Raw genomic sequence first — 22,919 nt, 5'->3', positions numbered from 1 at the left:
CCCGTCGGGCAGATGCCGACCCGCCCCCTCGCCTTGTCAGTGCCCCTTGGTAGAACTTCTGCCATCAGCCGATCAACGCCGTTTGGTGTCCGGAGTACGGGAGCGCTCATGACCATTGGGGTTCACCTGCAGGAGTTCCACGGCCTGCCCGTGTTCGAGTTCCCGGCGCCGGGCGCCGCGGTCCAGCTGCCCGACCCGGCCTCGGTGGCGTGGCGGCTCTCCGCGCCGACGTACGCGGATCCCGGGGACGAGGAGTGGGGGCCCCTGTTCGAGCGCTTCCTGGCGACGGTGGAGACCGGCCGGGTGCGGGCCGTCGTGGTCGGCGGCTGGGAGGAGGCGTACGACACCTCCTCCGCCGGGATCGTGACGGCGCTCATGGGCGCGAACGACCGGCTCACCGGCCTGGAGGCGCTGTTCCTCGGCGACATGACCGTCGAGGAGTGCGAGATCTCCTGGATCGTCCAGTCCGACGTCGGCCCGCTGCTCGCCGCCTACCCGCGGCTGCGGGAGCTCGGGGTACGCGGCGGCAACGGGCTCGCGTTCCCGCCCGTGCGGCACACCGCGCTGCGCACCCTGGTCCTGGAGAGCGGCGGCCTGGGCGCCGACGTCGTGCGGGGCGTCGCGGCCAGCGAGCTGCCCGCCCTGGAGCGGCTGGAGCTGTGGCTCGGCACCGAGGAGTACGGGGCGGACGCGACGCCCGCCGACCTGGCGCCGCTGCTGGCCGGGGACCGGCTGCCCGCGCTGCGACGGCTCGGGCTGCGCAACAGCCACCTCCAGGACGAGGTCGCCGCCGCCGTGGCCGCCGCGCCGGTCGTCGCCCGGCTGGAGGAGCTCGACCTGTCCATGGGCGTGCTCACCGACAAGGGTGCGGAGGCACTGCTCGCCGGGCGGTCGCTGACCCATCTGCGCCGGCTCGGGCTCGCCCACCACTACCTGTCGGCACAGACCGCCGAGCGGGTGACGGCGGCCCTCGCGCCCCATGGGGTGACGGTCGACCTCGACGACGCGCAGGTGCCCGAGGACGACGGCGACGGCGAGTTCTACCGGTACGTGGCGGTCGCCGAGTGAGCGGCGCCCCGCCCCTCGCCGTCGTCGGCAACCCGGAGGGCCGCCGGGTGCGGCTCTTCCAGGACGCGGCGCTCGCCGCCGGGCTGCCCCGGCCGCGGGTCGTGCCGTGGCTCGACGTGCTGCGGGGCGGGGCCCGCTTCCACCCGGGCGAGCTCGTGCGGCTCGACTCCCCCGGCGAGGAGCCGGAGGTCGACCGGCTGCTGCGGGGCGTGCCGGAGCCGACCCGGGTCGAGGGCACCGCACGCTGGTACGCGCGCTTCACGGCGGCGGTGCACGGGCTCGCCGCCGAGGTGCGGACGGCCGGCGCGGTGCTGCTCGGCGACCCGGACGAGCTCGCCGTCCTCTTCGACAAGCGGCTCGGGCACGGCCGGCTCCTCGCGGCCGGGGTTCCCGTGCCGCACGCGCCGACCTCGGGCCCGGCCGCCCCGCCCGTACGCGGCTGGGACGACGTGCGCGCGCTCACGGCCGGCCCGGGGATGCGCCGGGTCTTCGTGAAACCGGCGCACGGCTCCTCCGCCTCCGGGGTGCTCGCCCTGGAGACCGCCGCCTCGGGCCGCGCGCAGGCCACCACCTCGGTCGAGCGGGACGAGGCCGGGCGGCTGCACAACTCGCTGCGGGTGCGCCGCTACACGACCGAGCGCGAGGTCGCGGCCCTCGTGGACGCGCTCGCCCCGGACGGCCTGCACGTCGAGCGCTGGCTCCCCAAGGCCGCGCTCGGCGGGCGCTCGGCCGACCTGCGGGTGGTCGTCGTCGACGGCCGGGCCACCCACGCCGTCGTGCGCACCAGCCGCTCGCCCCTGACCAACCTGCACCTGGGCGGCGCCCGGGGCGACCTGGACGCGGCGCGCGCCGCGATCGGCGCCGCGGGCGGGCGGTTCGCCGACGCCCTGGACGTCTGCGAGCGGGCCGCCGCGGCCTTCCCCGGCACCCGCTGCGTCGGCGTGGACCTGCTGCCCGCCACCGGCTGGCGCCGCTTCGCGGTGGGCGAGGTCAACGCCTTCGGCGACCTGCTGCCCGGCCTCACCGGTCTGCCGGGGAGCGGGGCCGAGGGCCTGGACACCTACGCGGCGCAGCTCGCCGGCTACCTCCGCACGCACCGACCGACAGGAACGAGCAGCTCGTGACCCCGCCCGCCCTGGACATGAACCGGATCGTCGGCAGCCACGACCTGCTGCTCGTCACCCTGGACACCCTGCGGTACGACGTGGCCGCCGAGCTCGCCGCCGAGGGCCGCATCCCGAACCTGGCCCGCCATCTGCCCGGCGGCGCCTGGGAGCTCCGGCACGCGCCCGGCAGCTTCACCTACGCCTCCCACCAGGCGATCTTCGCCGGCTTCCTGCCCACCCCGGCCACCCCGGGACCGCACCCGAGGCTCTTCGCCGCCTCCTTCGCGGGCAGCGAGACCACCGCCGACGGGACCTACGTCTTCCACGAGACGCCCGACCTGGTGTCGGCGCTCGCGCACGAGGGCTACCGGACCGTGTGCGTCGGCGGGGTCGGCTTCTTCAACCGGCGGCCCCCGCTCGGCACGGTCCTGCCCGGCCTGTTCCAGGAGAGCCACTGGGAGCCCTCGTTCGGGGTCGCCTCGCCGACCTCCTTCGAGTCGCAGGTGGAGCGCGCCGAGGAGGTCGTCGCCGCCCTCCCCCGCGACCGGCGCCTCTTCCTGTTCGTGAACGTGTCCGCCCTGCACCAGCCCAACTGGTTCCACCGGCCGGGCGCGACCCGGGAGGCGGGCGACTCGCGGGCCACCCACGCCGCCGCCCTGGAGTACGTCGACCGGCACATCGGGCGCCTGTTCGCGGCCATGAGCAGCCGCCGCGCCTGCTTCGCGGTCGTCTGCTCCGACCACGGCACCGCCTACGGGGACGACGGGTTCACCGGGCACCGGCTCGGCCATGAGAGCGTATGGAATGTGCCGTATGCACACTTCGTCCTGCCTGGCCCGGACAGCATGGAGAACGCCGCATGACCCGCTCGACCGAGACGCCCCGCCCGTACCGCAGCTACGTCTACGCCTACCCGCACAAGACCGCGTACCGCCCGCTCGACGAGCGGCCCCCGCTCGACGCGCTCTGGGCGGACGAGCCGAAGGACGCGCTCTCCCTCTACGCCCACATACCCTTCTGCGAGGTCCGCTGCGGCTTCTGCAACCTGTTCACCCGGATCGGCGCCCCCGACGAGCTGACCACCCGCTACCTCGACGCGCTGGACCGGCAGGCGGTGGCGGTGCGCGAGGCGCTCGGGGACGCGGCGCCGGTGCGGTTCGCCACGGCCGCGTTCGGCGGCGGCACGCCCACCTACCTGTCCGCCGCCGAGCTGGAGCGGCTCTGCGACATCGCCGAGCTGCGGATGGGGGCCGACCTGCGGGCGGTGCCGCTGTCCGTGGAGACCTCCCCGGCCACGGCGACCGCCGACCGGCTCGCGGTCCTCGCCGAGCGGGGCGCGACCCGGCTGAGCATCGGCGTGCAGAGCTTCGTCGAGGCCGAGGCCCGGGCCGCCGTGCGCCCGCAGCGCCGCGCCGACGTCGAGGCCGCCCTCGGACGCATCCGGGACACCGGCGTCCCGGTCCTCAACATCGACCTCATCTACGGCATCGACGGCCAGACCGAGGCGTCCTGGCGCCGGTCGCTCGACGCCGCGCTCCAGTGGCGGCCCGAGGAGCTCTACCTCTACCCGCTGTACGTCCGCCCGCTCACCGGTCTCGGCCGGCACACCGGCGGGCAGGACGCCGACCGGGAGTGGGACGAGCAGCGGCTGCGGCTGTACCGGCACGGCCGGGACCACCTCCTCGCCCGCGGCTACCGGCAGGTGTCGATGCGCATGTTCCGGCGCGCGGACGCGCCCGCGCTCGGCCCCGACGACCACGCCTGCCAGACCGACGGCATGATCGGCCTGGGCTGCGGCGCCCGCTCCTACACCTCGCGGCTGCACTACTCCTTCGACTACGCGGTGGGCACGCGCGAGATCCGTTCGATCATCGACGCGTACACGGACACGGCCGACTTCTCCCGGGCCGAGGTGGGCCGCCCGACCGACCCGGACGAGGCCCGCCGCCGCCATCTGCTCCAGTCGCTGCTCCAGGCCGAGGGCATGGAGACGGGCGACTACACGGCCCGCTTCGGCGCCTCGCCCTTCGCGGACTTCCCGGCCGAGCTCGCCCGCTTCGAGGAGCTGGGCTGGCTGGACGGGGACGCGCCCGGCGGGCTGCTCCGGCTCTCCCCGGAGGGCCTCGCGCACTCGGACGGGCTCGGCCCCGAGCTGTTCTCCCCGGCGGTGCGGGCGGCGATGGCCGCGTACGAGGCGAAGTAGCGGGGCCCGGCATGGATCTGACCCTGCTGTACCGGGGCCCGCTGGCCTCCTGCGACTACGACTGCCCGTACTGCCCGTTCGCCAAGCGCCGCGACAGCCGCGCGGCCCTCACGGCCGACCGGGCGGCCCTGGAACGCTTCGCGGGCTGGGCGGCGGAACGGCGGGAGGACCGGCTGCGCGTCCTGTTCACCCCGTGGGGCGAGGGCCTGACGCGGTCCTGGTACCGGCGCGCGCTGGTCGAGCTCTCCCGGCTGCCGCACGTGGAGCGGGTGGCGATCCAGACCAACCTGAGCTGCCGTACGGAGTGGCTCGACGAGGCCGACCCGGACACGGTGGCCCTCTGGTGCACCTACCACCCGGGCCAGACCCCGTACGAGCGGTTCCTCGGCAAGTGCCACGCGCTCGCCGGGCGCGGCATCCGCTTCAGCGTGGGGATCGTCGGCCTGCCGGAGCACCTGGCCGCCGCGCGCCGGCTGCGCGCCGAGCTGCCGGCCGGCGTCTACCTGTGGGTGAACGCGGCCGAGGGCCACGCGTACACCGACGAGGAGGCCGAGGACTGGACGCTCCTCGACCCCCTCTTCCCGTACAGCCGGCATCCGCACCGCTCGGCCGGGCTGCCGTGCCGCACCGGCGAGTCGGTCGTCTCGGTGGACGGCGACGGGACGGTGCGGCGCTGCCACTTCGTCAGGGCCGAACTGGGCAACCTGTACGACGGCTCGTACCGGGCCGCGCTGCGCCCGCGGCCCTGTCCGCTCGCCGTCTGCGACTGCCACATCGGCTACGTCCACCTGGAGACGCTGCCGCTGTACGACGTGTTCGCCGGCGGTGTCCTGGAGCGGATACCGGCCGGCCTGCCGGGGGCGCCTAGAGGGGCATGAGGTCGGGGCGCTTGGCCTCGACGTGGTCCCCGGAGCTCTCGCCGCGCAGGCGGCGCCCGATCCAGGGGACCAGGTACTCCTTCGCCCAGTGGATGTCGTCCTTGCGGACCTCCAGGGTGCCGCGCGGAGGCCGCGGCGGCCACGGCTGGTCCGGGTCGGCCGGCACCGGCAGACCGAGGACCTGGGCGGCGCGCAGCGCGACCCGGGTGTGCCCCTCGGCCGACAGGTGGAGCCGGTCGTCGTCCCAGGCCCGTCGGTCCTGGACCGACTTCAGCGACCACAGGTCGAGCACCGGGCAGTCGTAGCGGTCGGCGATGCTCCGGACGTGGGCGGTGTAGGTGGCGATCTTCCCGCGCAGGTGCTTCAGGACGGGTACGTCGCGCGTGTCGAAGCCGGTCGTCACCATGACGGTGCCCACGGCGGAGGTCAGGTCGGCGACCGCGCGCTCGAAGCGCTCGGCCACGTCGTCGGGGTCGGTGCCGGGGCGGATGATGTCGTTGCCGCCGGCGCAGAAGGTCACCAGGTCGGGGGCGAGCTCCTTCGCCCGCGGGACCTGCTCCGCGACGATCTGGTCGAGAAGGCGCCCCCGCACCGCCAGGTTGGCGTAGCGGAAGGCGTCGTTCTCCGGCAGCTGGTCGGCGAGCAGGACCGCGAACCGGTCCGCCCATCCGACGTACGTCCCGTCGGGGCCGGGGTCGCCGACGCCCTCCGTGAAGCTGTCACCGATCGCCGCGTACGACCCGAATGCGTTCTTGTCTCTTGTTCTCGAATCGTCTGCCACGGGAACACATCTTTCCCTTATGGATGTGACCTACGCGACCGTAAGGAGGGGTTGACGGCGGGTGACATATGCCACCGATAAAGATTCCGCCAAGCCGGAATACACCACGGGCCCGGCACGTGGGTGCCGGGCCCGCGGGGTGAACCCGTGGAGTTCGCGGGGTCAGCCTCCTCAGATGCTGACGCCGTGCTGGCGCAGGACGGCCAGCGGGTCGATGTCGGAGCCGTACTCCGGCCCGGTGCGCATCTCGAAGTGCAGGTGGGGTCCGGTGACGTTGCCGGTCGCGCCGGAGAGGCCGATCTGCTGGCCGCCGCTGACCGTCTGGCCGGCGGAGACGGAGAGCGAGGAGAGGTGGCCGTACTGCGAGAAGGTGCCGTCGGCGTGCTGGATGACGACCTGGTTGCCGTACGCGCCGCCCCAGCCGGCCGAGTAGACGGTGCCCGGTCCGACCGCGCGGACGGTGGTGCCGGTGGAGGCGATGAAGTCGACACCGGTGTGGTAGCCGGAGGACCACATCGAGCCGGAGGCCCGGTACGGGGTGGAGACGGCGCCGCCGGCGATGGGGGTGACCCAGCCGGAGGAGGAGGTCTGCCCGGCCGAGGAGGACGCGGCGGAGGAAGAGGAAGAGGTCGACGCGGAGGACGACGAGTCCGTCGAGGCGGCGGCCGAGGAACGCGCGTCGCCACGGGAGGCGCGGGTGCCGTCGCCGGCGCTCTGCGCGGTGCGCTCGGGGGCGGCGGCCTTCGGCGCCTGGGCCTTGGCGGTGCTCTTGGCGCCGAGGGTGAGCTTCATGCCGGGGAGGATCAGCGAGGGGTTCTCGCCGACGACCTGGCGGTTGTCGCGGTAGAGCTTCTGCCAGCCGCCGGCCAGGTGGTGCTCACCGGCGATCTTGGACAGGTAGTCGCCTCGGACGACGGTGTACGCCTTGGGGGCGGCGGCGGGCGCGGCGGCCGGGGCCTGGGCGGGGGCCGCGGCGGCGACGGCCTGCGGGGCCTTCGCGACCGGGGCGGCCTGCTCGGCGGCGTGCGCGCCGGTCGCGCCGATGAGCGGCAGGGCGACGACGGCGCCACCGGTGCCGGCGGCGACGAACCCGCGGGTGATCGGGTTGACCTTGGGACGGCGGTGCTTACCCTTCGCGGGCATGGTGAATTCCTCTCCGTCGCCTGCGAGGTGAGCTGTCGGGTTCGGACTGGAGATGTCCGGCCGCGCTCACGCGCGGCTTCACCCCGAGCCGTCCTTGTTCGAGGGATCGGCGTAGTACCTGGGTCCCCCGCTCCTGCCTTGTACGGGTGGTGTGCGGATTCCGGGCGGCGGCAGGATTAGGCGGTCCGTCCGGATTGAGCGCGACGCTAGACGAGGCGGGTGGGCGGGAACAAGCCACCGATTTTCCGACAGTGACTCAGGCGCGATTTCCGGCCGGAATTACGGTCACCCTGCGTGGATGACGGTCCCTCGATTTCCCTTTCCGGAAGGGAATTTGGAAAAGACGATCAGGCACGGTCCGTCACGTCTATGACCCTGCTCACGCACCGGATCTCATCTCCCCCGGTATCAGGGCGCGTTACCCCTAACGGTTCAATTCGGGCAGAACGCCCATTCCAGCCCGAGGGGGTGCGGTCGGGGCTCCTCACCTGGATGATTGCCTCAGGAACCCATCGCGAGACCAGGAGCATCCGTGACGCAGACGACGACCGAACCCGAGCTGACCGGCGTTCGCAACTTCCGCGACCTCGGCGGGCTGCCGACGGTGGACGGACGGAGCGTGCGCGCCGGACGCCTCTTCCGCAGCGGCCATCTGGCGCACGCCACGGCGGAGGACGCGACGTTTCTCGCCACCCTCGCCTTGCACACCGTCTTCGACTTCCGCAACGAGGCCGACCGGCGCATGGAGGGGGCGGACGTGGAGCTGCCCGGCGTGCGGAACGTGAACATACCCCTCAACGACCCCGCCGACGGAAAGGAGTTCTGGAAGCTGGTGCGCTCGGGCGACCTGACGCAGCTGCGCGAGATCCTGGGCGACGGCAAGGCCGCGGCCCGGATGTCCGAGTCGTACCAGAAGATGATCGTGGAGCGGACGGCCGACCACAGCCGCATCCTGCACGCGATGGCCGAGGAGAGCGTCCCGGCCCTGATGCACTGTGCCGCCGGCAAGGACCGCGCCGGTCTGTCCATCGCGATCACGCTGCTCGCCCTCGGCGTCGAGCGCGAGGCGATCGAGGCGGACTACGTGAAGTCGAACGAGCCGCACCGCCGGTACAAGGTGCAGCGCAGCTCCACCGCCGAGGACGCCATGACGCCCGAGGTGATGGAGCTGCTGAGCCCGCTCTTCGACGCGCGGGTGGAGTACCTGCGGGCCGCCTTCACGACCATCGAGGAGACCTGGGGCTCGGTCGACGCCTACCTGACGGAGGGCCTGGGGCTCGCCCCGGAGACCCGGGAGCGGCTGCGCGAGCGGCTGCTCGTCGAGGCGTAGCCCGCGCGCGCCCTCCCGGTCGCTACTGCCCGCCGCCCATCGCGAACAGCAGGTAGAGGAAGCCGGCGAAGAGGTGCCCGGCGATCAGGTAGGCGAAGAGGCGGAGCACCAGCCCCTTGGGGAACTTGCCGTTGCCACGCTCTTCGCCGGTGTCCGGTACGGAGTTCTGGGACATGTCGGTCCTTTCCACGGTCGGGGGACTCGGAGGGTCAGCGCCGGTGCGGGGTTCCGTCACCGAGGCACAGCTCGGCGACGGGACTCTGCATCAGGGTGTGGACGAAGAGCAGCTCGGCCCCGGCCCGGGTGGCGGCGCCGATGCGGTGCGGGGTGAGCGAGTCGAAGTGCGCGCTGTCCCCGGGATCGAGGACGTGCACCGCGTCGCCGAGGGCGAGCCGCACGCGGCCCTCCAGGACGTGGATCCACTCCTCGCCGGGGTGGACCCGCACGATGTCGGCGCGGGTGGCGTAGGGCACGTGCACGCGCAGGCACTGCAGGGCGCGCCCGGCGCCGCCGGCCTGGCGGTAGATCCAGCCGTCGGCCTCGACCGGTTCGGAGCGCCCGGCCCGGACGACCGGGTCGTGCTCGGGCGGGGTCTCGCCCAGCAGCTCGGAGACCGTCGTACCGTAGATACGGGACAGGGCGAGCAGCATCGGCAGCGAGGGCTGCCGGTTCCCCGTCTCCAGGCGGGACAGGTGGGCGGGCGAGAGCCCGGCCCGCTGGGCGGCGGCCTCCAGGGTGAGCCCGCGGCGGCGGCGCAGGGCCCGCAGCTGCGGGGCGACGTCCGGCAGGACGTCGGGCGCGCCGGGGGCGGCAGGGTCCGGGGAGGATTCCCCGGAGACGTGGTCCATGCGTCCATTCCGCCAGGTTCGTGCCTCTGAGGCAAGTTTCTTGCCCCAGAGGCAAAAGACCGGAGCTCCGGCCCTCCCCCGGGTGCCCTCCGCGGCGGTCAGCGCTGCGCGACCGCCTGTTTGACCAGCGTCTTCCCGAAGTCCCACATCAGTCCGCCGCCGCCGTGGGCGTCGTCCATGACCGCCGTGAAGGCGGTCACGAAGCGGTCCACGTCCGCCTCGTCGACGACGAGCGGCGGGATCAGCTTGATCACTTCCAGGTGGTCGCCCGACACCTGGGTGAGGATCCGGTGCCGCTGGAGCAGCGGGACCACGACCATCTGGGCGAAGAGGCCCTTGCGGGCCGCCTGGAGCATCGTCCAGCGGCTGCGCAGCCCCAGGGAGGACGGGCGGCCGAACTCGATGCCGATCATCAGCCCGCGGCCCCGGACCTCCTTGAGCAGCTCGTAGCGCGGCACGAGCTCCCGCAGCCGCGAGCCCAGCAGGTCGCCGATCCGCCGGACGTGGGCGACGGTGCCCTCCGTCTCCATGACCGACAGCACCGCGAGCCCGGCCGCCATGGCCTGCGCGTTGGCCCCGAAGCTGGCCGAGTGAACCAGGACCCGGTCCATCGACGAGTAGACCTTCTTGAAGATCCAGTCCTTGCCGAGGGTGGCGCCGACCGGCACGTAGCCGCCGGAGAGCGCCTTGGCGACGCAGACCAGGTCCGGCTCGACCCCTTCCTCGTGCTGGTACGCGTAGAAGTCGCCGGTCCGGCCGAGGCCGGTCTGCACCTCGTCGGCGATCAGCAGCGCGCCGTGCCGGTGCAACAGCTCCTGGGCGGCGCGGAGGAAGCCCGGCGGGGACTCCAGGACGCCCTTGCCCTGGATCGGCTCCACGACGAACGCGGCCACGTCCCCCTTTCCCAGCTCCCGCTCCAGGGCGTCGAGGTCGCCGAGGCCGATCGCGGTGTCCGGCAGCAGCGGGCCGAAGCCGTCCCGGAAGCCGTCCTCGCCGTTGACCGAGAGCGAGCCCGTGGTCAGCCCGTGGAAGGCGTGGGAGCAGTAGAGGACCCTCGGCCGCCCGGTGGCGCGGCGGGCGAACTTGAGGGCGGTCTCCACGGCCTCGGTGCCGCTGTTGCCGAAGAAGACCCGGTCGAGGTGGGGGCTGTGGGCCAGCAGCCGCTCGGCGAGCAGGCCGGGCAGCGGCTGGCAGTCGAAGCGGGTGAGGTCGGCGAGCTGGGCGTCGAGGACGTCGTGCAGCGCCTTGCGGACGACGGGGTGGTGCCGGCCCAGGCCCATGACGCCGAAGCCGGCCAGCATGTCCAGGTAGTCCGCCCCGTCGGCGTCCCAGAAGTGGGCACCCTCGGCCCGCTCGTACACCTTGTCGAAACCGAGGGTGTGGAGCATGCGCGGGAGCTGGTGGTTGAGGTGCCGGGCGTGCAGCTCGTACCGCTCGCCGCCGCGCTCGGCGAGCAGCGCCCGCAGGTCGAAGTCGCCCGTCACGGCCGGCTCACCCGTTGTTCCCGTGGACGGTCTCCCGTACCGCGCGCAGCGACTCCTTGAGCGAGCCCATGGTGGCGAGGACGGCGGTGGGCTCGTAGCCGCAGTGCGCCATGCAGTTGGCGCAGCGGGGGTCCTTGCCGCGGCCGTACGCGTCCCAGTCGGTCTCCTCGATGAGCTCGCGGTACGTGGGGACGTAGCCGTCGCTCATCAGATAGCAGGGGCGCTGCCACCCGAAGAGCGAGTAGTTCGGGATCGCCCACGCGGTGCAGGGGAAATCGGCCTTGCCCTCCAGGAAATCGAGGAAGAGCGGCGAGTGGTTGAGCCGCCAGCGGCGCCGGTTTCCGCCTGCGAATGCCTTCTTGAAGAGTTCCCTGGTCTGCTCGACGCCCAGGAAGTGCTCCTGGTCGGGCGCCTTTTCGTAGGCATACGCGGGCGAGATCATCATTTCGTCGACCTGGAGGTCGTCGTTGAGGAAGTTCAGCACCTCGATGATGGTCTGCGGGGTGTCGGTGTTGAAGAACGTGGAATTGGTGGTGACCCGGAAGCCGCGCCGCTTGGCCTCCTTGATCGCCGCCACCGCCTCGTCGAACACACCCTCCTTGGCGACCGACTCGTCGTGCCGCTCGCGCAGTCCGTCGATGTGGACGGCGAAGGCGAAGTACGGGGAGGGGGTGAAGTCCTCCAGCTTCTTGCGCAGCAGCATCGCGTTGGTGCAGAGGAAGACGTACTTGCGCTTGGCGACCAACTGGCGCACGATCTCGTGGATCTGAGGGTGCATCAGCGGTTCGCCGCCGGCGATGGAGACCATCGGCGCGCCGGACTCCAGGACGGCGCCGACCGCCTGGGCGACCGGCATGCGCTGCTTGAGCACGCCCGCCGGATGCTGGATCTTGCCGCAGCCCTCGCACTTGAGGTTGCAGGCGAACAGCGGCTCCAGCTCGACGATCAGCGGGAACTTGTCCCGCTTGCGGAGCTTCTGTTCGAAGAGGTAGGTCCCGACCCTGATGGACTGACGGAGCGGCATGGCCATAACTCGCTCACCTCCTGGGGAGCAGCAAAGAACGGTGCCATTCGAAGAATGCGGGAAGGACGGCACGAAGAACGCGGAAAGCCGATATTCCACCGCGCACCGTGCCGATCCGGACCAGTTCATGTTCTGGAGCGTCCACGACCACCCGGACGGCCGCAACCGGGCGGGGGCCGGCCGCCACCGCCGTACGGAGGGTGGCGGCGGACTCCATGTCGACGGCGACGGCTCCGCCGGCCCTCAGCGCGGCCCGCTCCGGGCCGCGCACCACGTGGTCGGAGCCGGTCAGCGGGCCGGTGTGGACGGTGCGCCCGGGCACCGCCCTGGCGAGCGCCTTGACCAGCAGCTCGGTGCCCGTGCAGGGGGTCACCCCGTCGGGGCCGTGGGTCTCGTCGGCGACGATCAGGTCGCCGGGGTGCATCCCGGGGGCGAGCCCGGCGCAGAAGCCGGAGGCGATGACGGCCGCGTCCCGCCACTCCTCGGCCGCCAGGGCCCGGGAGACGGCCCGGCGGGCGTGCGCCGGGCCCATGCCGGTCCGCAGCACGGTCACCGGCGCGGGCGCCCCGGCCCGCGCGGCGGCGCGCGCGCCGCCGCGCAGCGCCAGCCGTTCGATGCCGAGCGCGCAGGCGATCAGCAGCGGCGGGCCGACGGCGCCGGCGCCCGCCGGCCCGGGCCCGCCGGACGCGACGGGCCCTTCGGGGGCGCCGGGGTCCCGGGCCATCAGGCGCCCCCGGGGCCGTGGAGCACCGGCTCCCCGTTCACGTACCGGCCCAGCGCCGTGAGCGGGAAGACCTGCCGGTACAGGTGGTAGTTGATCGAGAAGTCCCAGGGGAAGCCGGTGCCGGTGAAGTACGGCTCGTCCCAGGAGCCGTCCTCCCGCTGGGCCGCGACCAGCCAGGCGACGCCCCGCCGGACCGCCTCGGACTCCCGCTCGCCCGCCGCGAGCAGGGCGATCAGCGCCCAGGCGGTCTGCGAGGCGGTGGAGGTGCCGTGGCCGACCCACTGGCGCTCCGAGTAGGAGCGCAGGTCCTCGCCCCAGCCGCCGTCCTCGTTCTGCACGGACTCCAGCCAGCCGACGGCCCGCCGGATCGCGGGATGGGTGCCGGGCAGGCCCGCGGCGGTCAGGGCCGGCACCACCGAGCCCGTGCCGTAGACGTAGTTGACGCCCCAGCGGCCGAACCAGGCCCCGTCCGGCTCCTGTTCGGAGAGCAGCCACTCGATGCCCCGGCGGGTGCGCGGATGGCCGGCCTTCCCCTCGTACGCCAGCATCTCCACCACGTGGGCGGTGACGTCGGCGGAGGGCGGGTCGATGACCTCGCCGAAGTCGCAGAATGGCAGCCGGTTGGGGAAGGCGCTGGTGTTGTCGGCGTCGAAGGCGCCCCACGCGCCGTTCCTCGACTGCATCCCGCCGGTCCAGCGGGCGGCCCGGGCGATGGCCGCGTCGACCCGCGGCTGGTCGGGGTGCTTGACCCGGCGCAGCGCGAGGATCACCTCGGCGGTGTCGTCGATGTCCGGGTAGTTGTCGTTGTGGAACTCGAACGCCCAGCCGCCCGGCGGGAGTCCGGGGCGCCGCACCGCCCAGTCGCCGGTGCGGACGATCTCCTCGCCGAGCATCCAGTCGGCGGCCTTCACCAGCGCCGGGTCGTCCGGGCGTACCCCCGCGTCGGCGAGGGCGATGGTGGCGAGACAGGTGTCCCAGACGGGCGACTGGCAGGCCTCGATCATCCGGGCGCCGTCCTCGCGCCACACCGCGAACCGGTCGAGGGACTCCATGCCGGCCCGCATCACGGGGTGGTCCAGGTCGTATCCGAGGAGGTGGAGGGCGATCACCGAGTAGACGGCGGGCGGCTGGATGCCGCCCCAGCAGCCGTCGTTCTCCTGCCGTTCGATGATCCAGCGGGCCGCGGTGTCCATCGCGGTCTTCCGCAGCCGGCGCGGGGCCAGCCTGCGGTATAGGTGCAGTCCCTTGTCGACCCGCTGGAAGAAGCCGTCCCAACTGGCGACGGAGGGAAGACGTTTCGCCGGGTTGGGCCGGGCCGGGTCGGTGTGCAGCTCGTCCAGCGGGAAGGGCGCGGGCCGCACCGGGCGCTTGGCCGAGACGATGGTGAGCGGCACGATCGTCTGCCGGGCCCAGCAGCCGAAGTCGTAGATGTTCAGCGGGAACCACGAGGGCAGGAAGATCAGTTCGGGCGGCAGTTCGGGCAGGTCGTCCCAGCGCCACCAGCCGAACAGCGCGAGCCAGATCCGGGTGAAGACCCGGGCCGCGGCGATGCCGCCCCGCTCACGGATCCAGGCGGCGGCGCGCGCCATGTGCGGCGCCTCGGGGAGGTCTCCGGCCAGCCGCAGGGCGACGTATGCCTCGATGGTGACGGAGAGCTCGCCGGGCCCGCCGTAGAAGGTGGCCCAGGTGCCGTCCTCGCGCTGCTCGCCCCGGATGAAGAGGGCGGCGGCGCGGGTGGTCTCCGGGTCCAGGACGCCCAGGAACTGGCGCAGCAGGAGGTCTTCGGCGTCCATGGTGACGTTGGTCTCCAGGTCGCCCTTCCACCAGCCCTCGGCGTCCTGGCGGCCGAGGAGGTGGCGTACGGAGCGCTCCGCGGCCTGGGCGGCGGATGCGTCGAGCGCCGCCTCCTCGATGTCGGTGCGGTCTGTCGTGTCGCTGGCCGCGGCTGCTCGGGGTCCCACGGCCCCGGCGCTTCCGTCGGTCGTCGCTGTCATGGCTTCCCCTTCGTGCAGTCGGTGTACTTCGGAGTACTTCCGCGTTGATCTGCTTCTTCGGGTCTGCCGTCGGCCGGTGCCGGGAGGCACCGGCCGGCGACTGCGCACTCATATCAGAGTGATGGTGATCATCTCTTCCGTACGACGACGAAATCGGCCAGCGCGGTGAGCTGGGCGCGGACGTGGGCCGGCAGCTCCACGTCGTGGAGGGCCTCGATGGCGACGGCGTGCTGGCGGCGGGCCTCCTGGGAGGTCCACTCTCGCCCGCCGGCCTCCTCGATGAGGGCGGCGCGGGTGGCGAACTCCTCCTCGGAGAAGGTGTCGAAGTCGCTGCTCTTGGCGTCGGCGGCGAGCAGTTCGCCGAGCCGCTCGGAGGCGGGGCCGCCGGCCGCGAGGGCGGCGACCACCGGCAGGGACTTCTTGCGCTGGCGCAGGTCGGACCAGGTCTGCTTGCCGGTGGACTCCGGGTCGCCCCAGATGCCGAGCAGGTCGTCGACGGCCTGGAAGGCGAGGCCGAGGTGGTAGCCGTACTCCTCCAGCTTGTCGGCGGTGCGGTCGTCCGCGCCGCCGAGGACGGCGCCGATGGAGACGGCGCAGGCGAGCAGGGCGCCGGTCTTGTTGCCCTCCATCTCCAGGCACTCCTCGACGGTGACCCGCTCGCGGTGCTCGTAGGAGATGTCCTGGGCCTGCCCGTCGATCAGCTTGCGGGTGGCCGTGGTCAGCCGGCGGGTGGCCCGGCCGGCCTCGACGGTGCCGAGTTCGAGGAGCAGCTCGTTGGCGAGGGCGAAGAGGGCGTCGCCGACCAGGATGGCCTGGGCGGGGCCGTGCACCTTCCACACCGTGTCGCGGTGCCTGCGCTGCTCGTCGCCGTCCATCAGGTCGTCGTGGAGCAGCGAGAAGTTGTGCACCAGCTCCACGGCGACGGCGCCGGGGATGCCGACCTCGGGACCGGCGCCCGCGGCCTCGGCGGAGATCAGGGCCAGCGCGGGGCGGACGGCCTTGCCGCTGTCGCCCTCGGTGGGGTTGCCGTGGGCGTCGATCCAGCCGAAGTGGTACGCGGCCACGGTGTCCATGGGCGACGCGAGACGGTCGACGGCCGCCCGCATGACGGGTGTGGACAGGGCGCGGCCGCGTTCCAGCAGCGCGGCGACGTCCGCGGTGTCGACCGCCGGATTCCCCGGGGGCACAGTCGGCACGGTTTCTCCTCTAGTTCCGGTACTCACACTCATGCCGCCTCCTGCAGCGGATGGTCGTAGCGGCGGCCGAGGGCGGAGAGCGCGGCACCCGCGGCGCTGAAGCCGCTGCGGACGGCGCTCTCCATGGTCGCGGGCCAGCCGGTCGCGGTCCACGAGCCGGCCAGGTACAGGCCCGGGGCGTGGGTGCGGGCGCCCGGGCGGAGCCGCCCGACGCCGGGGGTCGGGGCGAAGGTGGCGGTGCGCTCCCGGGTGACGAAGAAGTCGCGGATCCCGGCGCCGCGGGCCGCGGGCAGCAGCCGCTCCAGCTCGGGCAGGTACCGCTCGCGCAGGACGGCGACGGGCTCGTCGATGTCGTCCTGGGCGGCGGACTGGGAGACCGCGAGGTACTGGCCGCCGCCGGTGAGGCCGGAGGACGCGGTGCGGTCGAAGACCCACTGGACCGGGGAGCCGAGCGCGGTGAAGAAGGGCTGCCGCAGCACCTTGCGGTCGTAGACGACGTGCAGGTTGAGGATGGGCGCGGTGCCGATGTCGAGCAGCCGGTCGGGGTCGTCGAGCGCCCCGTCGGGCAGCAGCTCGCGCGTCTCGCGCTGCGGGACGGCGAGGACGACGGTGTCGGCCTCCAGGACCTCCCCGGCGGTGTGGACGCTCCAGCCGCCGCCCTCCCGGCGCTGGATCCGCTCGGCCTTGGCGCGCACCTCGGTGCGCACGCCGGCCGCGTCCAGGGCCTTGCGGGCGAGGGTGTCGTGCAGGTCGCCGAGCGGGACGTGCGCCCAGCCGATGTCGGCGGCGCCGGGCTCGGAGAGCAGGCCGGTCTTGAAGACCATCGCGGCGAGTCCCATGGAGGCGTGCGGCGCGGTGGCGTTGAGGGTGGCGACGCCGACCAGGTCCCACAGGGCCTCGACGGTGCGCGGGGACTGGCCGTGCCGGCCGAGCCAGCCGGCGAAGTCGATGTCGTCGAGGGCGGGGTCGGCCGGGTCCAGCTTCTTCAGGGCGAGCGCGGCCCGTCCGACGCTCGCCCGCTCGGCGAGCGAGAGGTGCGGGTAGGTGGCGAGGCTCCTGGCGAGGTGCAGCGGCACCGGCAGGGCCGAACGCCGCAGCCGCCCGAGCCGGGGCCCGGCCGGGTGGCCGACGTCGAGCACGGGCACGTCGAGGCGGTCCTGCACGGGCGCGAGGTGCGCCCCCCCGACCCGGTCGAGGAACCAGCGGTACGCGGTGCAGCAGCGCAGGTAGACGTGCTGGCCGTTGTCGACGCTGAGCTCGCCGCGCAGGAACGAGAAGGCGAGGCCGCCGAGCCGGGGCCGGCCTTCGAGCAGGGTGACCCGGACTCCGGCGTCGGCCAGCTGGAGCGCGCTGGTGACGCCGGCGAGGCCGCCGCCGACGACGACGGCGTGCGGTCGCGAGCCGCCGTGGCGGGTGATGTCCCCGGTCGTGGCGCAGCGCTCGTCGGCGGTCATGCGGCGGCCTCCCCTGTGGACCTCGTGATCAAGGACGCGGAACCGGCGGCGGGGGTTGCCTGCGCGCGGCCCCGGACGGGCTTCACGCCGGCCTCCGCAGCGTGCGCCGGGAGATGGTGCGGGCGTCGAGGCCGGAGAGTCCCCGTACGGCGACGTAGGCCTTCTCGTGCCCGGGCAGCGAGACCCGGCCGCGCAGCACGGCGGAGGGGTCGCGCTCGATCCGGTCGAGCAGCCGGCGGTAGATCCCGGCCATGGCGGCGACGCAGGCGCCGCTGCGCCGGTCCAGCATGGGCAGCAGCCGGTAGCCCTCGGCGAACAGCGCGCGGGCGCGCCGCACTTCGAAGTGGACGAGACCGTCGAAGTCGCCTCCGGCGGGCGGGGTGTCGCCGCCGAAGCCGTCGGAGCAGCCGAACTTGGCGAGGTCGTCGGCGGGCAGGTAGGTGCGCCCGTTGCCGGCGTCCTCGCGGACGTCGCGGAGGATGTTGGTCAGCTGGAGGGCGAGCCCCAGGGTGTCGGCGTACTCGCCGGCGCGGTCGACGCCGGGGGCGCCGGGCTGGGTGCCGAAGACGCCGAGCGAGAGCCGGCCGATGGCCCCGGCGACGCAGCGGCAGTAGACCTTGAGGTCGTCCCAGGTCTCGTAGGTCTCGCCGCGCACGTCCATGAGGACGCCGTCGATGAGTTCGTCGAGCCCGCCGAGCGGGATCGGGAAGCGGCGGGCGGCGTCGGCGAGGGCGACGGCGACCGGGTCGGTGTCGTCCTCCTCGATCTCGCCGGCCCGCACCTTGGCGAGCAGGGCCCGGGTGGCCTCCAGGCGCCGGTCCTTGTCCTCGGGCGCGAGCGGTCCGTCGCCGATGTCGTCGACGCGGCGCGAGAACGCGTAGAGCGCCGACATGGCCTGCCGCTTCTCGACCGGCAGGAGTCGGATCCCGTACGCGAAGTTGCGCGCCTGCTGTCCGGTCACGGCCTCGCAGTAGCTGTACGCGGCCTGTACCGGTGCGGACGGCTGCGGCTGTTCCTCCACGGTCCGGCTCACCCCTCTCTCCGCGCCGTGAGCAGGACGGCGCCCGCCCGGCGCATCAGACTCGGTTTGTCGGCCTTGGGCGGCCCGGGCAGGACGTCGAAGCCGGCGTCCGCGATCGCGTCGAGCGCCGCGTACCCGCCGGCGGTGAAGCCGGCCAGCAGCAGCCGCAACCGCCCCCGGACGCTGCCGACCAGCGGGGCGCCGGCGTCGAGCAGGGCGCGGGTCCGGTCGGCCTCGAAGGCGATCAGGGCGCGCACGGAGGCGCCGGCGGTGGGCCGGGCCAGGTCGTCCTCGGTGACGTGGAAACGCTTCATGTCCTCGGCGGGCAGATAGATCCGGTCGCGCGCCAGGTCCTCGGCGACGTCCTGGAGGTGCTCGACGACCTGCAGCGCGGTGCAGATCTCGTCGGAGCGGCGCAGGCGTTCGGGGGTGGCGGTGCCGGTGATGGCCAGCACGAGCCGGCCGACGGGGTTGGCGGAGAGCTCGCAGTAGGCGAGGAGCTCCTCGTAGGTCGCGTAGCGACGGACCAGCTGGTCCTGCCGGTTGGCGGCGACCAGGCCGAGGAAGGGCTCGGGGGTGAGCCCGCAGCGCTCGACGGCGGGGCGCAGCGCGCGCAGCAGCGGGTGGCGGGGTTCGCCGTCGGCGGGGTCGAAGACGCGCAGCAGGTCGGCCTCGAAGGCGTCGAGCATCGCGAGCCGGTCGTCGGCCCGCTCGGGGTCGACGCCGAGGTGGCGGGCGTCGGCGCCGCCGGGCGCGAGGTCGCCGTCGCCGATGTCGTCGACGAGACGGGCGAAGCCGTAGACGCGCATCAGGTCGTCGCGCCAGGCGCGCGGCAGGAAGAAGGGGGCCACGGGGAAGTTCTCGTCCGCGGCCTTGCCGAGAGTGGTGCGCGAGGAGGCGTCGGGGCGCGCCTGCCGGGTTCCCGTCACCGGCCGCTGCCCGACGCGAGGACGGCGACACCCTCGTGGAGCTGGAGATTCTGCGTCATGGCCGTCACATCTCCCGTTCTACACTGCGGATCCAATCCATCCTATTTCGGACACGCCGCCGACCCCTGCCCGTGGCTCACCGCCCGGCGGTCGGGGCGCCGAGGGGTATCACCCCACTTGCCGCGAAACAGACCGGTACAGCTTACGCCGTAAGGGACTCCGGGCCGCGCCCGGGGGCGGGCCGGTACGCGACAACGCGCGGGGTTCCGTCAACCTTCCCGTACACAACGGTAGTTGACGCAATCTCGACCCTCACGGGGCGCGGGTCCCGGAGACCACCATGGCGAGGGTGGACTCGACGACGTCGGCTCGGCGCTGGGCCGGGAGCCGGCGCAGCGGGCCGTCGAGGAGCAGGAGTGACAGTCCGTGCACGGCCGACCACGCGGCGGCCTCGGCGGCGGGGCGGGGCGGCCGAGGCGGGCGGGCGGTCGCCCCGAGGGCGTCGAGGGCGTCGGCGAGCAGCGTGAAGGCGCGCACCTCGACACAGCCGGTGTCGGCCTCGGGGCCGGCGTCGCCGGAGGCGGTACGGGGGGTGCTGAAGGCCGACCGGTAGAGGCCGGGCTGGTCGACGGCGAAGCCCACGTAGCCGCGGCAGAGGGCGGCGAGGCGGCCCTCCGCGGCGAGCGCCGGAGTGTCGGCGCCGGGGGCGCGGACGGCGGTCCGCTCCATGGAGTCGGCGAGGGCGCGGCGGGCGTGGTCCCGGACCGCGGCGAGGAGCTCGCCACGGCCCTCGAAGTGCCGGTAGGCGGCGGTGGGCGAGACGCCGACCCGTCGGGCCGCCTCACGCAGCACGACCGCCTCGGGGCCTCCTTCGGTGGCGAGGTCGACTGCGGCGCAGATGAGGGCGTTGCGCAGGTCGCCGTGGTGGTAGGTCTTGCCTCCCGAGATCGCTGGCATGCGCTCATCCTGCCCGATGTTGACCGCATGAACATTCCGGGCGGTCCCGCCACGCGCAAAAAGCGTCAGCCGCCCCGACCGGTCATACCGGTGGTGGCGGCTGAGGCGTGTCCCCTGGTCGGGGGTGGTTACTTGCCGGTCTCCCGCTCGTAGGCGGCGATGACCTCGTCGGTCGGGCCGTCCATGAGGAGCTCGCCCTTCTCCAGCCAGAGCACCCGGTCGCAGGTGTCCCTGATCGACTTGTTGCTGTGGCTGACCAGGAAGACCGTGCCCGCCTCCTTGCGCAGCTCGCGGATGCGCTGCTCGGAGCGGATCTGGAACTTGCGGTCGCCGGTGGCCAGCGCCTCGTCGATCATCAGGACGTCGTGGTCCTTGGCGGCGGCGATGGCGAAGCGGAGCCGGGCGCCCATGCCGGACGAGTAGGTCCGCATCGGCAGCGAGATGAAGTCGCCCTTCTCGTTGATCCCGGAGAAGTCGACGATGTCCTGATATCGGCTCTTGATCTCCTCGCGGCTCATGCCCATGGCGAGGCCGCCGAGGATCACGTTGCGCTCGCCGGTCAGGTCGCTCATCAGCGCCGCGTTGACGCCGAGCAGCGAGGGCTGGCCGTCGGTGTAGACCTTGCCGCTCTCGGTGGGGAGCAGCCCCGCGATGGCGCGCAGCAGGGTCGACTTGCCGGAGCCGTTGGTGCCGATGAGGCCGATGGCCTCGCCCCGGTACGCGGTGAAGGACACGCCGCGCACCGCGTGCACCTTGCGCACCCCGCGCTCGGTGTCGCCCTTCTTGCGCTTGATGATGCGGCTCAGCGCGGCGGTGGCGCTGCCCTTGCCGCCGCCCGCGCCGTTGACGCGGTAGACGATGTGGACGTTGTCCGCGATGACGGTGGGCACCCGGCCCTCGGTGTGGTCAGCCACGGCCGTACCTCTCCTCGGCCTTCCAGAAGTAGACGAAGCCCCCCACGCCGATCACGACGGACCAGGCGAGGGTCACGAACCAGACGTGCGGCGGAAGGTTGGACCCACCGTAGCCGTCGATCAGCGCGAACCGGACCAGGTCCATGTGCAGGGCGGCCGGGTTGTACTGGAGCAGGTCGGCCAGCCAGGCCGGCTTGTCCTCCAGCATCACCGGGATGGAGAACATGACGCCGGAGGCGTACATCCAGGTGCGCATGATGAAGGGCATCAGCTGCGCCAGGTCCGGGGTCTTGGCGCCCATCCGCGCCACGATCATGGCGAGGCCGGCGTTGAAGACGAACTGGAGCGCCAGGGCCGGCAGGAGCAGCAGCCAGGACGCCGACGGGTAGCTGCCGAACGCGACCGCGATGAGGACCAGCACGATCATCGAGAACAGCAGCTGCTGGAGCTGCTGGAGGCAGAAGGAGATCGGCAGCGAGGCCCGCGGGAAGTGCAGCGCCCGCACCAGGCCGAGGTTGCCGGCGATCGCGCGGACGCCGGCCATCACGGAGCTCTGGGTGAACGTGAACACGAACACGCCCGTCACCAGGAACGGGATGTACACGGACCGTGACATGCCCCGGTCCGCGTTCAGGATCAGGCCGAAGATCAGGAAGTAGACCATCGCGTTGAGCAGGGGGGTGACCACCTGCCACACCTGGCCCAGCTTCGCCTGGCTGTACTGCGCGGTGAGCTTCGCCTGGGAGAAGGCCAGGATGAAGTGGCGGCGGCCCCACAGCTGGCGGACGTACTCCGCGAGCCCCGGCCGGGCCCCGCTGACCGAGAGGCCGTGCTTGGCGGCCAGCTCGGCCGCGCTCAGGCCGTCGTCTGCGGACGGCCGGGTGCTCGTCACGACCCCACCGTCCTGGGATGTGTCACTCACAAGTCGAAAACTTTCGTGTTCAAGATGCGCGGCAAGTCGGGTACCACGATGTCAGACCACGGGCGGGCGACCCAGTCGGGTCAGCCGCCACACCGTACGCCACCTCATGGGGTGCCGGGGCCCGCAGGGGGCCGTCCAGCCCTCCCGGAAACCGCCGAACCACGCCTTGAGGGCGGATACGGAGGGTCGCCGTGCCAGGGTGAGCAGCAGCCAGACGCCGAGATAGACCGGCACCAGGGGCGCGGGCAGATTGCGACGGGCCAGCCACACGCGGTTGCGGGCCACGTTGAAGTGGTACGTCGCGTGCCGGGACGGCGGGGTGGTGGGGTGCAGCAGCACCATGTCGGAACGGTAGTCGATCATCCAGTCGGCGTCGAGCGCCCGCCAGGCGAGATCCGTCTCCTCGTGCGCGTAGAAGAAGGCGTCCGGAAGACCGCCCACCTCCGCGAAGACCTTGGTCCGCACCGCGTTGGCGCCGCCGAGGAAGGTGGTCACCCGCGAGGAGCGCATCGGGTCCGAGGCCCGCAGCCGCGGCACGTGCCGGCGCTGGGTCAGCCCGGTCTCCGGGTCTGCGATCCGGAAGCTGATGATGCCCAGCTTCGGGTCGGCCGTGAAGGCCTGGCGGACCAGCTCCGCGGTGTCGCCGTTGGCGAGCAGCCCGTCGTCGTCGAGGAAGAGCAGCGCGTCGACGTCGGTGCCGCCGGGGCCGAAGGCCTCGATGCCGACGTTGCGGCCGGCCGGGATGCCCACGTTCTCCGGCAGGGAGACCGTGCGGACGCCCTCCGGGAGGCCGGTGATCTCGACGCCCTGGCCGACGACCACGACCTCGACCCGCTCGCCGTCCTGCCGCGCGACCGAGTCGAGCAGGGCGCGCAGGTCGTCGGGCCGGTTACCCATCGTGATCACGACGGCGCCCAGCTTCATCGGCTCGGCCATCACCGCG

Annotated in this window: 22 protein-coding genes and 1 riboswitch; of the genes, 6 read left to right on the top strand and 16 right to left on the bottom strand. The window is 73.1% G+C overall.

Annotated features, from left to right (window positions below):
* Positions 1-108: 108 nt before the first annotated feature.
* Genes AB0Q96_RS11270 through AB0Q96_RS11250 form a run of 5 tightly spaced genes read left to right on the top strand, consistent with a single transcriptional unit; the run spans position 109 to position 5,255 of the window.
* A complete protein-coding gene (locus AB0Q96_RS11270) occupies positions 109-1,068 on the top strand; it encodes an STM4015 family protein (protein WP_365323990.1) in 960 nt (319 codons plus the stop codon).
* Entirely contained in the window at positions 1,065-2,192 is a 1,128-nt protein-coding gene (locus AB0Q96_RS11265; RefSeq protein ID WP_365323988.1) for an STM4014 family protein, read from the top strand. The genes AB0Q96_RS11270 and AB0Q96_RS11265 overlap by 4 nt, the downstream gene beginning before the upstream one ends.
* A gap of 17 nt (positions 2,193-2,209) precedes the next feature.
* On the top strand, positions 2,210-3,037 hold the full coding sequence (locus AB0Q96_RS11260) for an STM4013/SEN3800 family hydrolase (protein WP_365324073.1): 828 nt from the start codon (positions 2,210-2,212) through the stop codon (positions 3,035-3,037).
* Entirely contained in the window at positions 3,034-4,377 is a 1,344-nt protein-coding gene (locus AB0Q96_RS11255; protein ID WP_365323986.1) for an STM4012 family radical SAM protein, read from the top strand. Before AB0Q96_RS11260 ends, AB0Q96_RS11255 begins: the two co-directional genes overlap by 4 nt.
* 11 nt (positions 4,378-4,388) lie before the next feature.
* The gene (locus AB0Q96_RS11250; protein ID WP_365323984.1) at positions 4,389-5,255 is read left to right on the top strand and encodes an STM4011 family radical SAM protein; all 867 of its coding nucleotides are present in this window, start codon (positions 4,389-4,391) and stop codon (positions 5,253-5,255) included.
* Here AB0Q96_RS11250 and AB0Q96_RS11245 read toward each other — a convergent pair.
* Both AB0Q96_RS11245 and AB0Q96_RS11240 read right to left on the bottom strand, forming a co-directional pair.
* Positions 5,242-6,036: an SGNH/GDSL hydrolase family protein gene (locus AB0Q96_RS11245; RefSeq protein ID WP_365323982.1), complete on the bottom strand. Its 795-nt coding sequence runs from the start codon at positions 6,034-6,036 to the stop codon at positions 5,242-5,244. The two genes, AB0Q96_RS11250 and AB0Q96_RS11245, sit on opposite strands and share 14 nt — an antisense overlap.
* A gap of 171 nt (positions 6,037-6,207) precedes the next feature.
* Positions 6,208-7,179 carry a LysM peptidoglycan-binding domain-containing M23 family metallopeptidase gene (locus AB0Q96_RS11240; RefSeq protein WP_365323980.1) on the bottom strand — a complete coding sequence of 324 codons (972 nt, stop codon included), beginning with the start codon at positions 7,177-7,179 and terminating at the stop codon, positions 6,208-6,210.
* Positions 7,180-7,183: 4 nt separating this feature from the next.
* A riboswitch (cyclic di-AMP (ydaO/yuaA leader) is annotated at positions 7,184-7,338 on the bottom strand.
* A 373-nt stretch (positions 7,339-7,711) separates the two neighbouring features.
* Here AB0Q96_RS11240 and AB0Q96_RS11235 point away from each other — a divergent pair.
* On the top strand, positions 7,712-8,509 hold the full coding sequence (locus AB0Q96_RS11235; protein WP_365323978.1) for a tyrosine-protein phosphatase: 798 nt from the start codon (positions 7,712-7,714) through the stop codon (positions 8,507-8,509).
* Positions 8,510-8,531: 22 nt separating this feature from the next.
* Here AB0Q96_RS11235 and AB0Q96_RS11230 read toward each other — a convergent pair whose 3' ends face one another.
* The 14 genes from AB0Q96_RS11230 to AB0Q96_RS11165 form a co-directional block, all read right to left on the bottom strand.
* The gene (locus AB0Q96_RS11230) at positions 8,532-8,684 is read right to left on the bottom strand and encodes a DUF6126 family protein (protein WP_329426014.1); all 153 of its coding nucleotides are present in this window, start codon (positions 8,682-8,684) and stop codon (positions 8,532-8,534) included.
* A 34-nt stretch (positions 8,685-8,718) separates the two neighbouring features.
* Positions 8,719-9,357, bottom strand: a complete 639-nt coding sequence (locus tag AB0Q96_RS11225) for a helix-turn-helix domain-containing protein (RefSeq protein ID WP_365323976.1) — start codon at positions 9,355-9,357, stop codon at positions 8,719-8,721.
* A 98-nt stretch (positions 9,358-9,455) separates the two neighbouring features.
* Positions 9,456-10,841: an aspartate aminotransferase family protein gene (locus tag AB0Q96_RS11220; protein WP_365323974.1), complete on the bottom strand. Its 1,386-nt coding sequence runs from the start codon at positions 10,839-10,841 to the stop codon at positions 9,456-9,458.
* A 7-nt stretch (positions 10,842-10,848) separates the two neighbouring features.
* Complete coding sequence (gene hpnH / locus AB0Q96_RS11215) at positions 10,849-11,871, bottom strand: adenosyl-hopene transferase HpnH (RefSeq protein ID WP_365323972.1); 1,023 nt, start codon at positions 11,869-11,871, stop codon at positions 10,849-10,851.
* 7 nt (positions 11,872-11,878) lie between these two features.
* Positions 11,879-12,589, bottom strand: a complete 711-nt coding sequence (locus AB0Q96_RS11210) for a 1-hydroxy-2-methyl-2-butenyl 4-diphosphate reductase (protein ID WP_365323970.1) — start codon at positions 12,587-12,589, stop codon at positions 11,879-11,881.
* Positions 12,589-14,583, bottom strand: a complete 1,995-nt coding sequence (gene shc / locus AB0Q96_RS11205; RefSeq protein WP_365323968.1) for a squalene--hopene cyclase — start codon at positions 14,581-14,583, stop codon at positions 12,589-12,591. Before shc ends, AB0Q96_RS11210 begins: the two co-directional genes overlap by 1 nt.
* Before the next feature lie 128 nt (positions 14,584-14,711).
* Entirely contained in the window at positions 14,712-15,812 is a 1,101-nt protein-coding gene (locus AB0Q96_RS11200; RefSeq protein WP_365323966.1) for a polyprenyl synthetase family protein, read from the bottom strand.
* Entirely contained in the window at positions 15,809-17,233 is a 1,425-nt protein-coding gene (gene hpnE, locus AB0Q96_RS11195; RefSeq protein ID WP_365323964.1) for a hydroxysqualene dehydroxylase HpnE, read from the bottom strand. The genes AB0Q96_RS11200 and hpnE overlap by 4 nt, the downstream gene beginning before the upstream one ends.
* Positions 17,234-17,315: 82 nt before the next feature.
* The gene (gene hpnD / locus AB0Q96_RS11190; protein WP_365323962.1) at positions 17,316-18,266 is read right to left on the bottom strand and encodes a presqualene diphosphate synthase HpnD; all 951 of its coding nucleotides are present in this window, start codon (positions 18,264-18,266) and stop codon (positions 17,316-17,318) included.
* Positions 18,263-19,183: a squalene synthase HpnC gene (hpnC, locus tag AB0Q96_RS11185; protein ID WP_365323960.1), complete on the bottom strand. Its 921-nt coding sequence runs from the start codon at positions 19,181-19,183 to the stop codon at positions 18,263-18,265. The genes hpnD and hpnC overlap by 4 nt, the downstream gene beginning before the upstream one ends.
* A 312-nt stretch (positions 19,184-19,495) precedes the next feature.
* Positions 19,496-20,140, bottom strand: a complete 645-nt coding sequence (locus AB0Q96_RS11180) for a TetR/AcrR family transcriptional regulator (RefSeq protein ID WP_365323958.1) — start codon at positions 20,138-20,140, stop codon at positions 19,496-19,498.
* A gap of 128 nt (positions 20,141-20,268) precedes the next feature.
* Positions 20,269-21,054 carry an ABC transporter ATP-binding protein gene (locus AB0Q96_RS11175; protein WP_365323956.1) on the bottom strand — a complete coding sequence of 262 codons (786 nt, stop codon included), beginning with the start codon at positions 21,052-21,054 and terminating at the stop codon, positions 20,269-20,271.
* On the bottom strand, positions 21,047-21,976 hold the full coding sequence (locus AB0Q96_RS11170; RefSeq protein WP_365323954.1) for an ABC transporter permease: 930 nt from the start codon (positions 21,974-21,976) through the stop codon (positions 21,047-21,049). Before AB0Q96_RS11170 ends, AB0Q96_RS11175 begins: the two co-directional genes overlap by 8 nt.
* Positions 21,977-22,027: 51 nt before the next feature.
* Complete coding sequence (locus tag AB0Q96_RS11165; protein ID WP_365323952.1) at positions 22,028-22,912, bottom strand: glycosyltransferase; 885 nt, start codon at positions 22,910-22,912, stop codon at positions 22,028-22,030.
* Between the last annotated feature and the right edge of the window lie 7 nt (positions 22,913-22,919).

The organism is Streptomyces sp. NPDC093111, assembly GCF_040683955.1.
Classification (GTDB): domain Bacteria; phylum Actinomycetota; class Actinomycetes; order Streptomycetales; family Streptomycetaceae; genus Streptomyces.
The sequence above is the reverse complement of the archived record's forward strand: the minus strand, read 5'-3'. Positions and strand labels throughout refer to the sequence as shown.

Coding starts and splice junctions, on each gene's coding strand:
- AB0Q96_RS11270 (WP_365323990.1), top strand. CDS start 109: ATGACCATTGGGGTTCACCTGCAGGAGTTCCACGGCCTGCCCGTGTTC.
- AB0Q96_RS11260 (WP_365324073.1), top strand. CDS start 2,210: ATGAACCGGATCGTCGGCAGCCACGACCTGCTGCTCGTCACCCTGGAC.
- AB0Q96_RS11255 (WP_365323986.1), top strand. CDS start 3,034: ATGACCCGCTCGACCGAGACGCCCCGCCCGTACCGCAGCTACGTCTAC.
- AB0Q96_RS11250 (WP_365323984.1), top strand. CDS start 4,389: ATGGATCTGACCCTGCTGTACCGGGGCCCGCTGGCCTCCTGCGACTAC.
- AB0Q96_RS11240 (WP_365323980.1), bottom strand. CDS start 7,179: ATGCCCGCGAAGGGTAAGCACCGCCGTCCCAAGGTCAACCCGATCACC.
- AB0Q96_RS11230 (WP_329426014.1), bottom strand. CDS start 8,684: ATGTCCCAGAACTCCGTACCGGACACCGGCGAAGAGCGTGGCAACGGC.
- AB0Q96_RS11225 (WP_365323976.1), bottom strand. CDS start 9,357: ATGGACCACGTCTCCGGGGAATCCTCCCCGGACCCTGCCGCCCCCGGC.
- hpnH (WP_365323972.1), bottom strand. CDS start 11,871: ATGGCCATGCCGCTCCGTCAGTCCATCAGGGTCGGGACCTACCTCTTC.
- AB0Q96_RS11210 (WP_365323970.1), bottom strand. CDS start 12,589: ATGGCCCGGGACCCCGGCGCCCCCGAAGGGCCCGTCGCGTCCGGCGGG.
- shc (WP_365323968.1), bottom strand. CDS start 14,583: ATGACAGCGACGACCGACGGAAGCGCCGGGGCCGTGGGACCCCGAGCA.
- AB0Q96_RS11200 (WP_365323966.1), bottom strand. CDS start 15,812: ATGAGTGTGAGTACCGGAACTAGAGGAGAAACCGTGCCGACTGTGCCC.
- hpnE (WP_365323964.1), bottom strand. CDS start 17,233: ATGACCGCCGACGAGCGCTGCGCCACGACCGGGGACATCACCCGCCAC.
- AB0Q96_RS11180 (WP_365323958.1), bottom strand. CDS start 20,140: ATGCCAGCGATCTCGGGAGGCAAGACCTACCACCACGGCGACCTGCGC.
- AB0Q96_RS11165 (WP_365323952.1), bottom strand. CDS start 22,912: ATGGCCGAGCCGATGAAGCTGGGCGCCGTCGTGATCACGATGGGTAAC.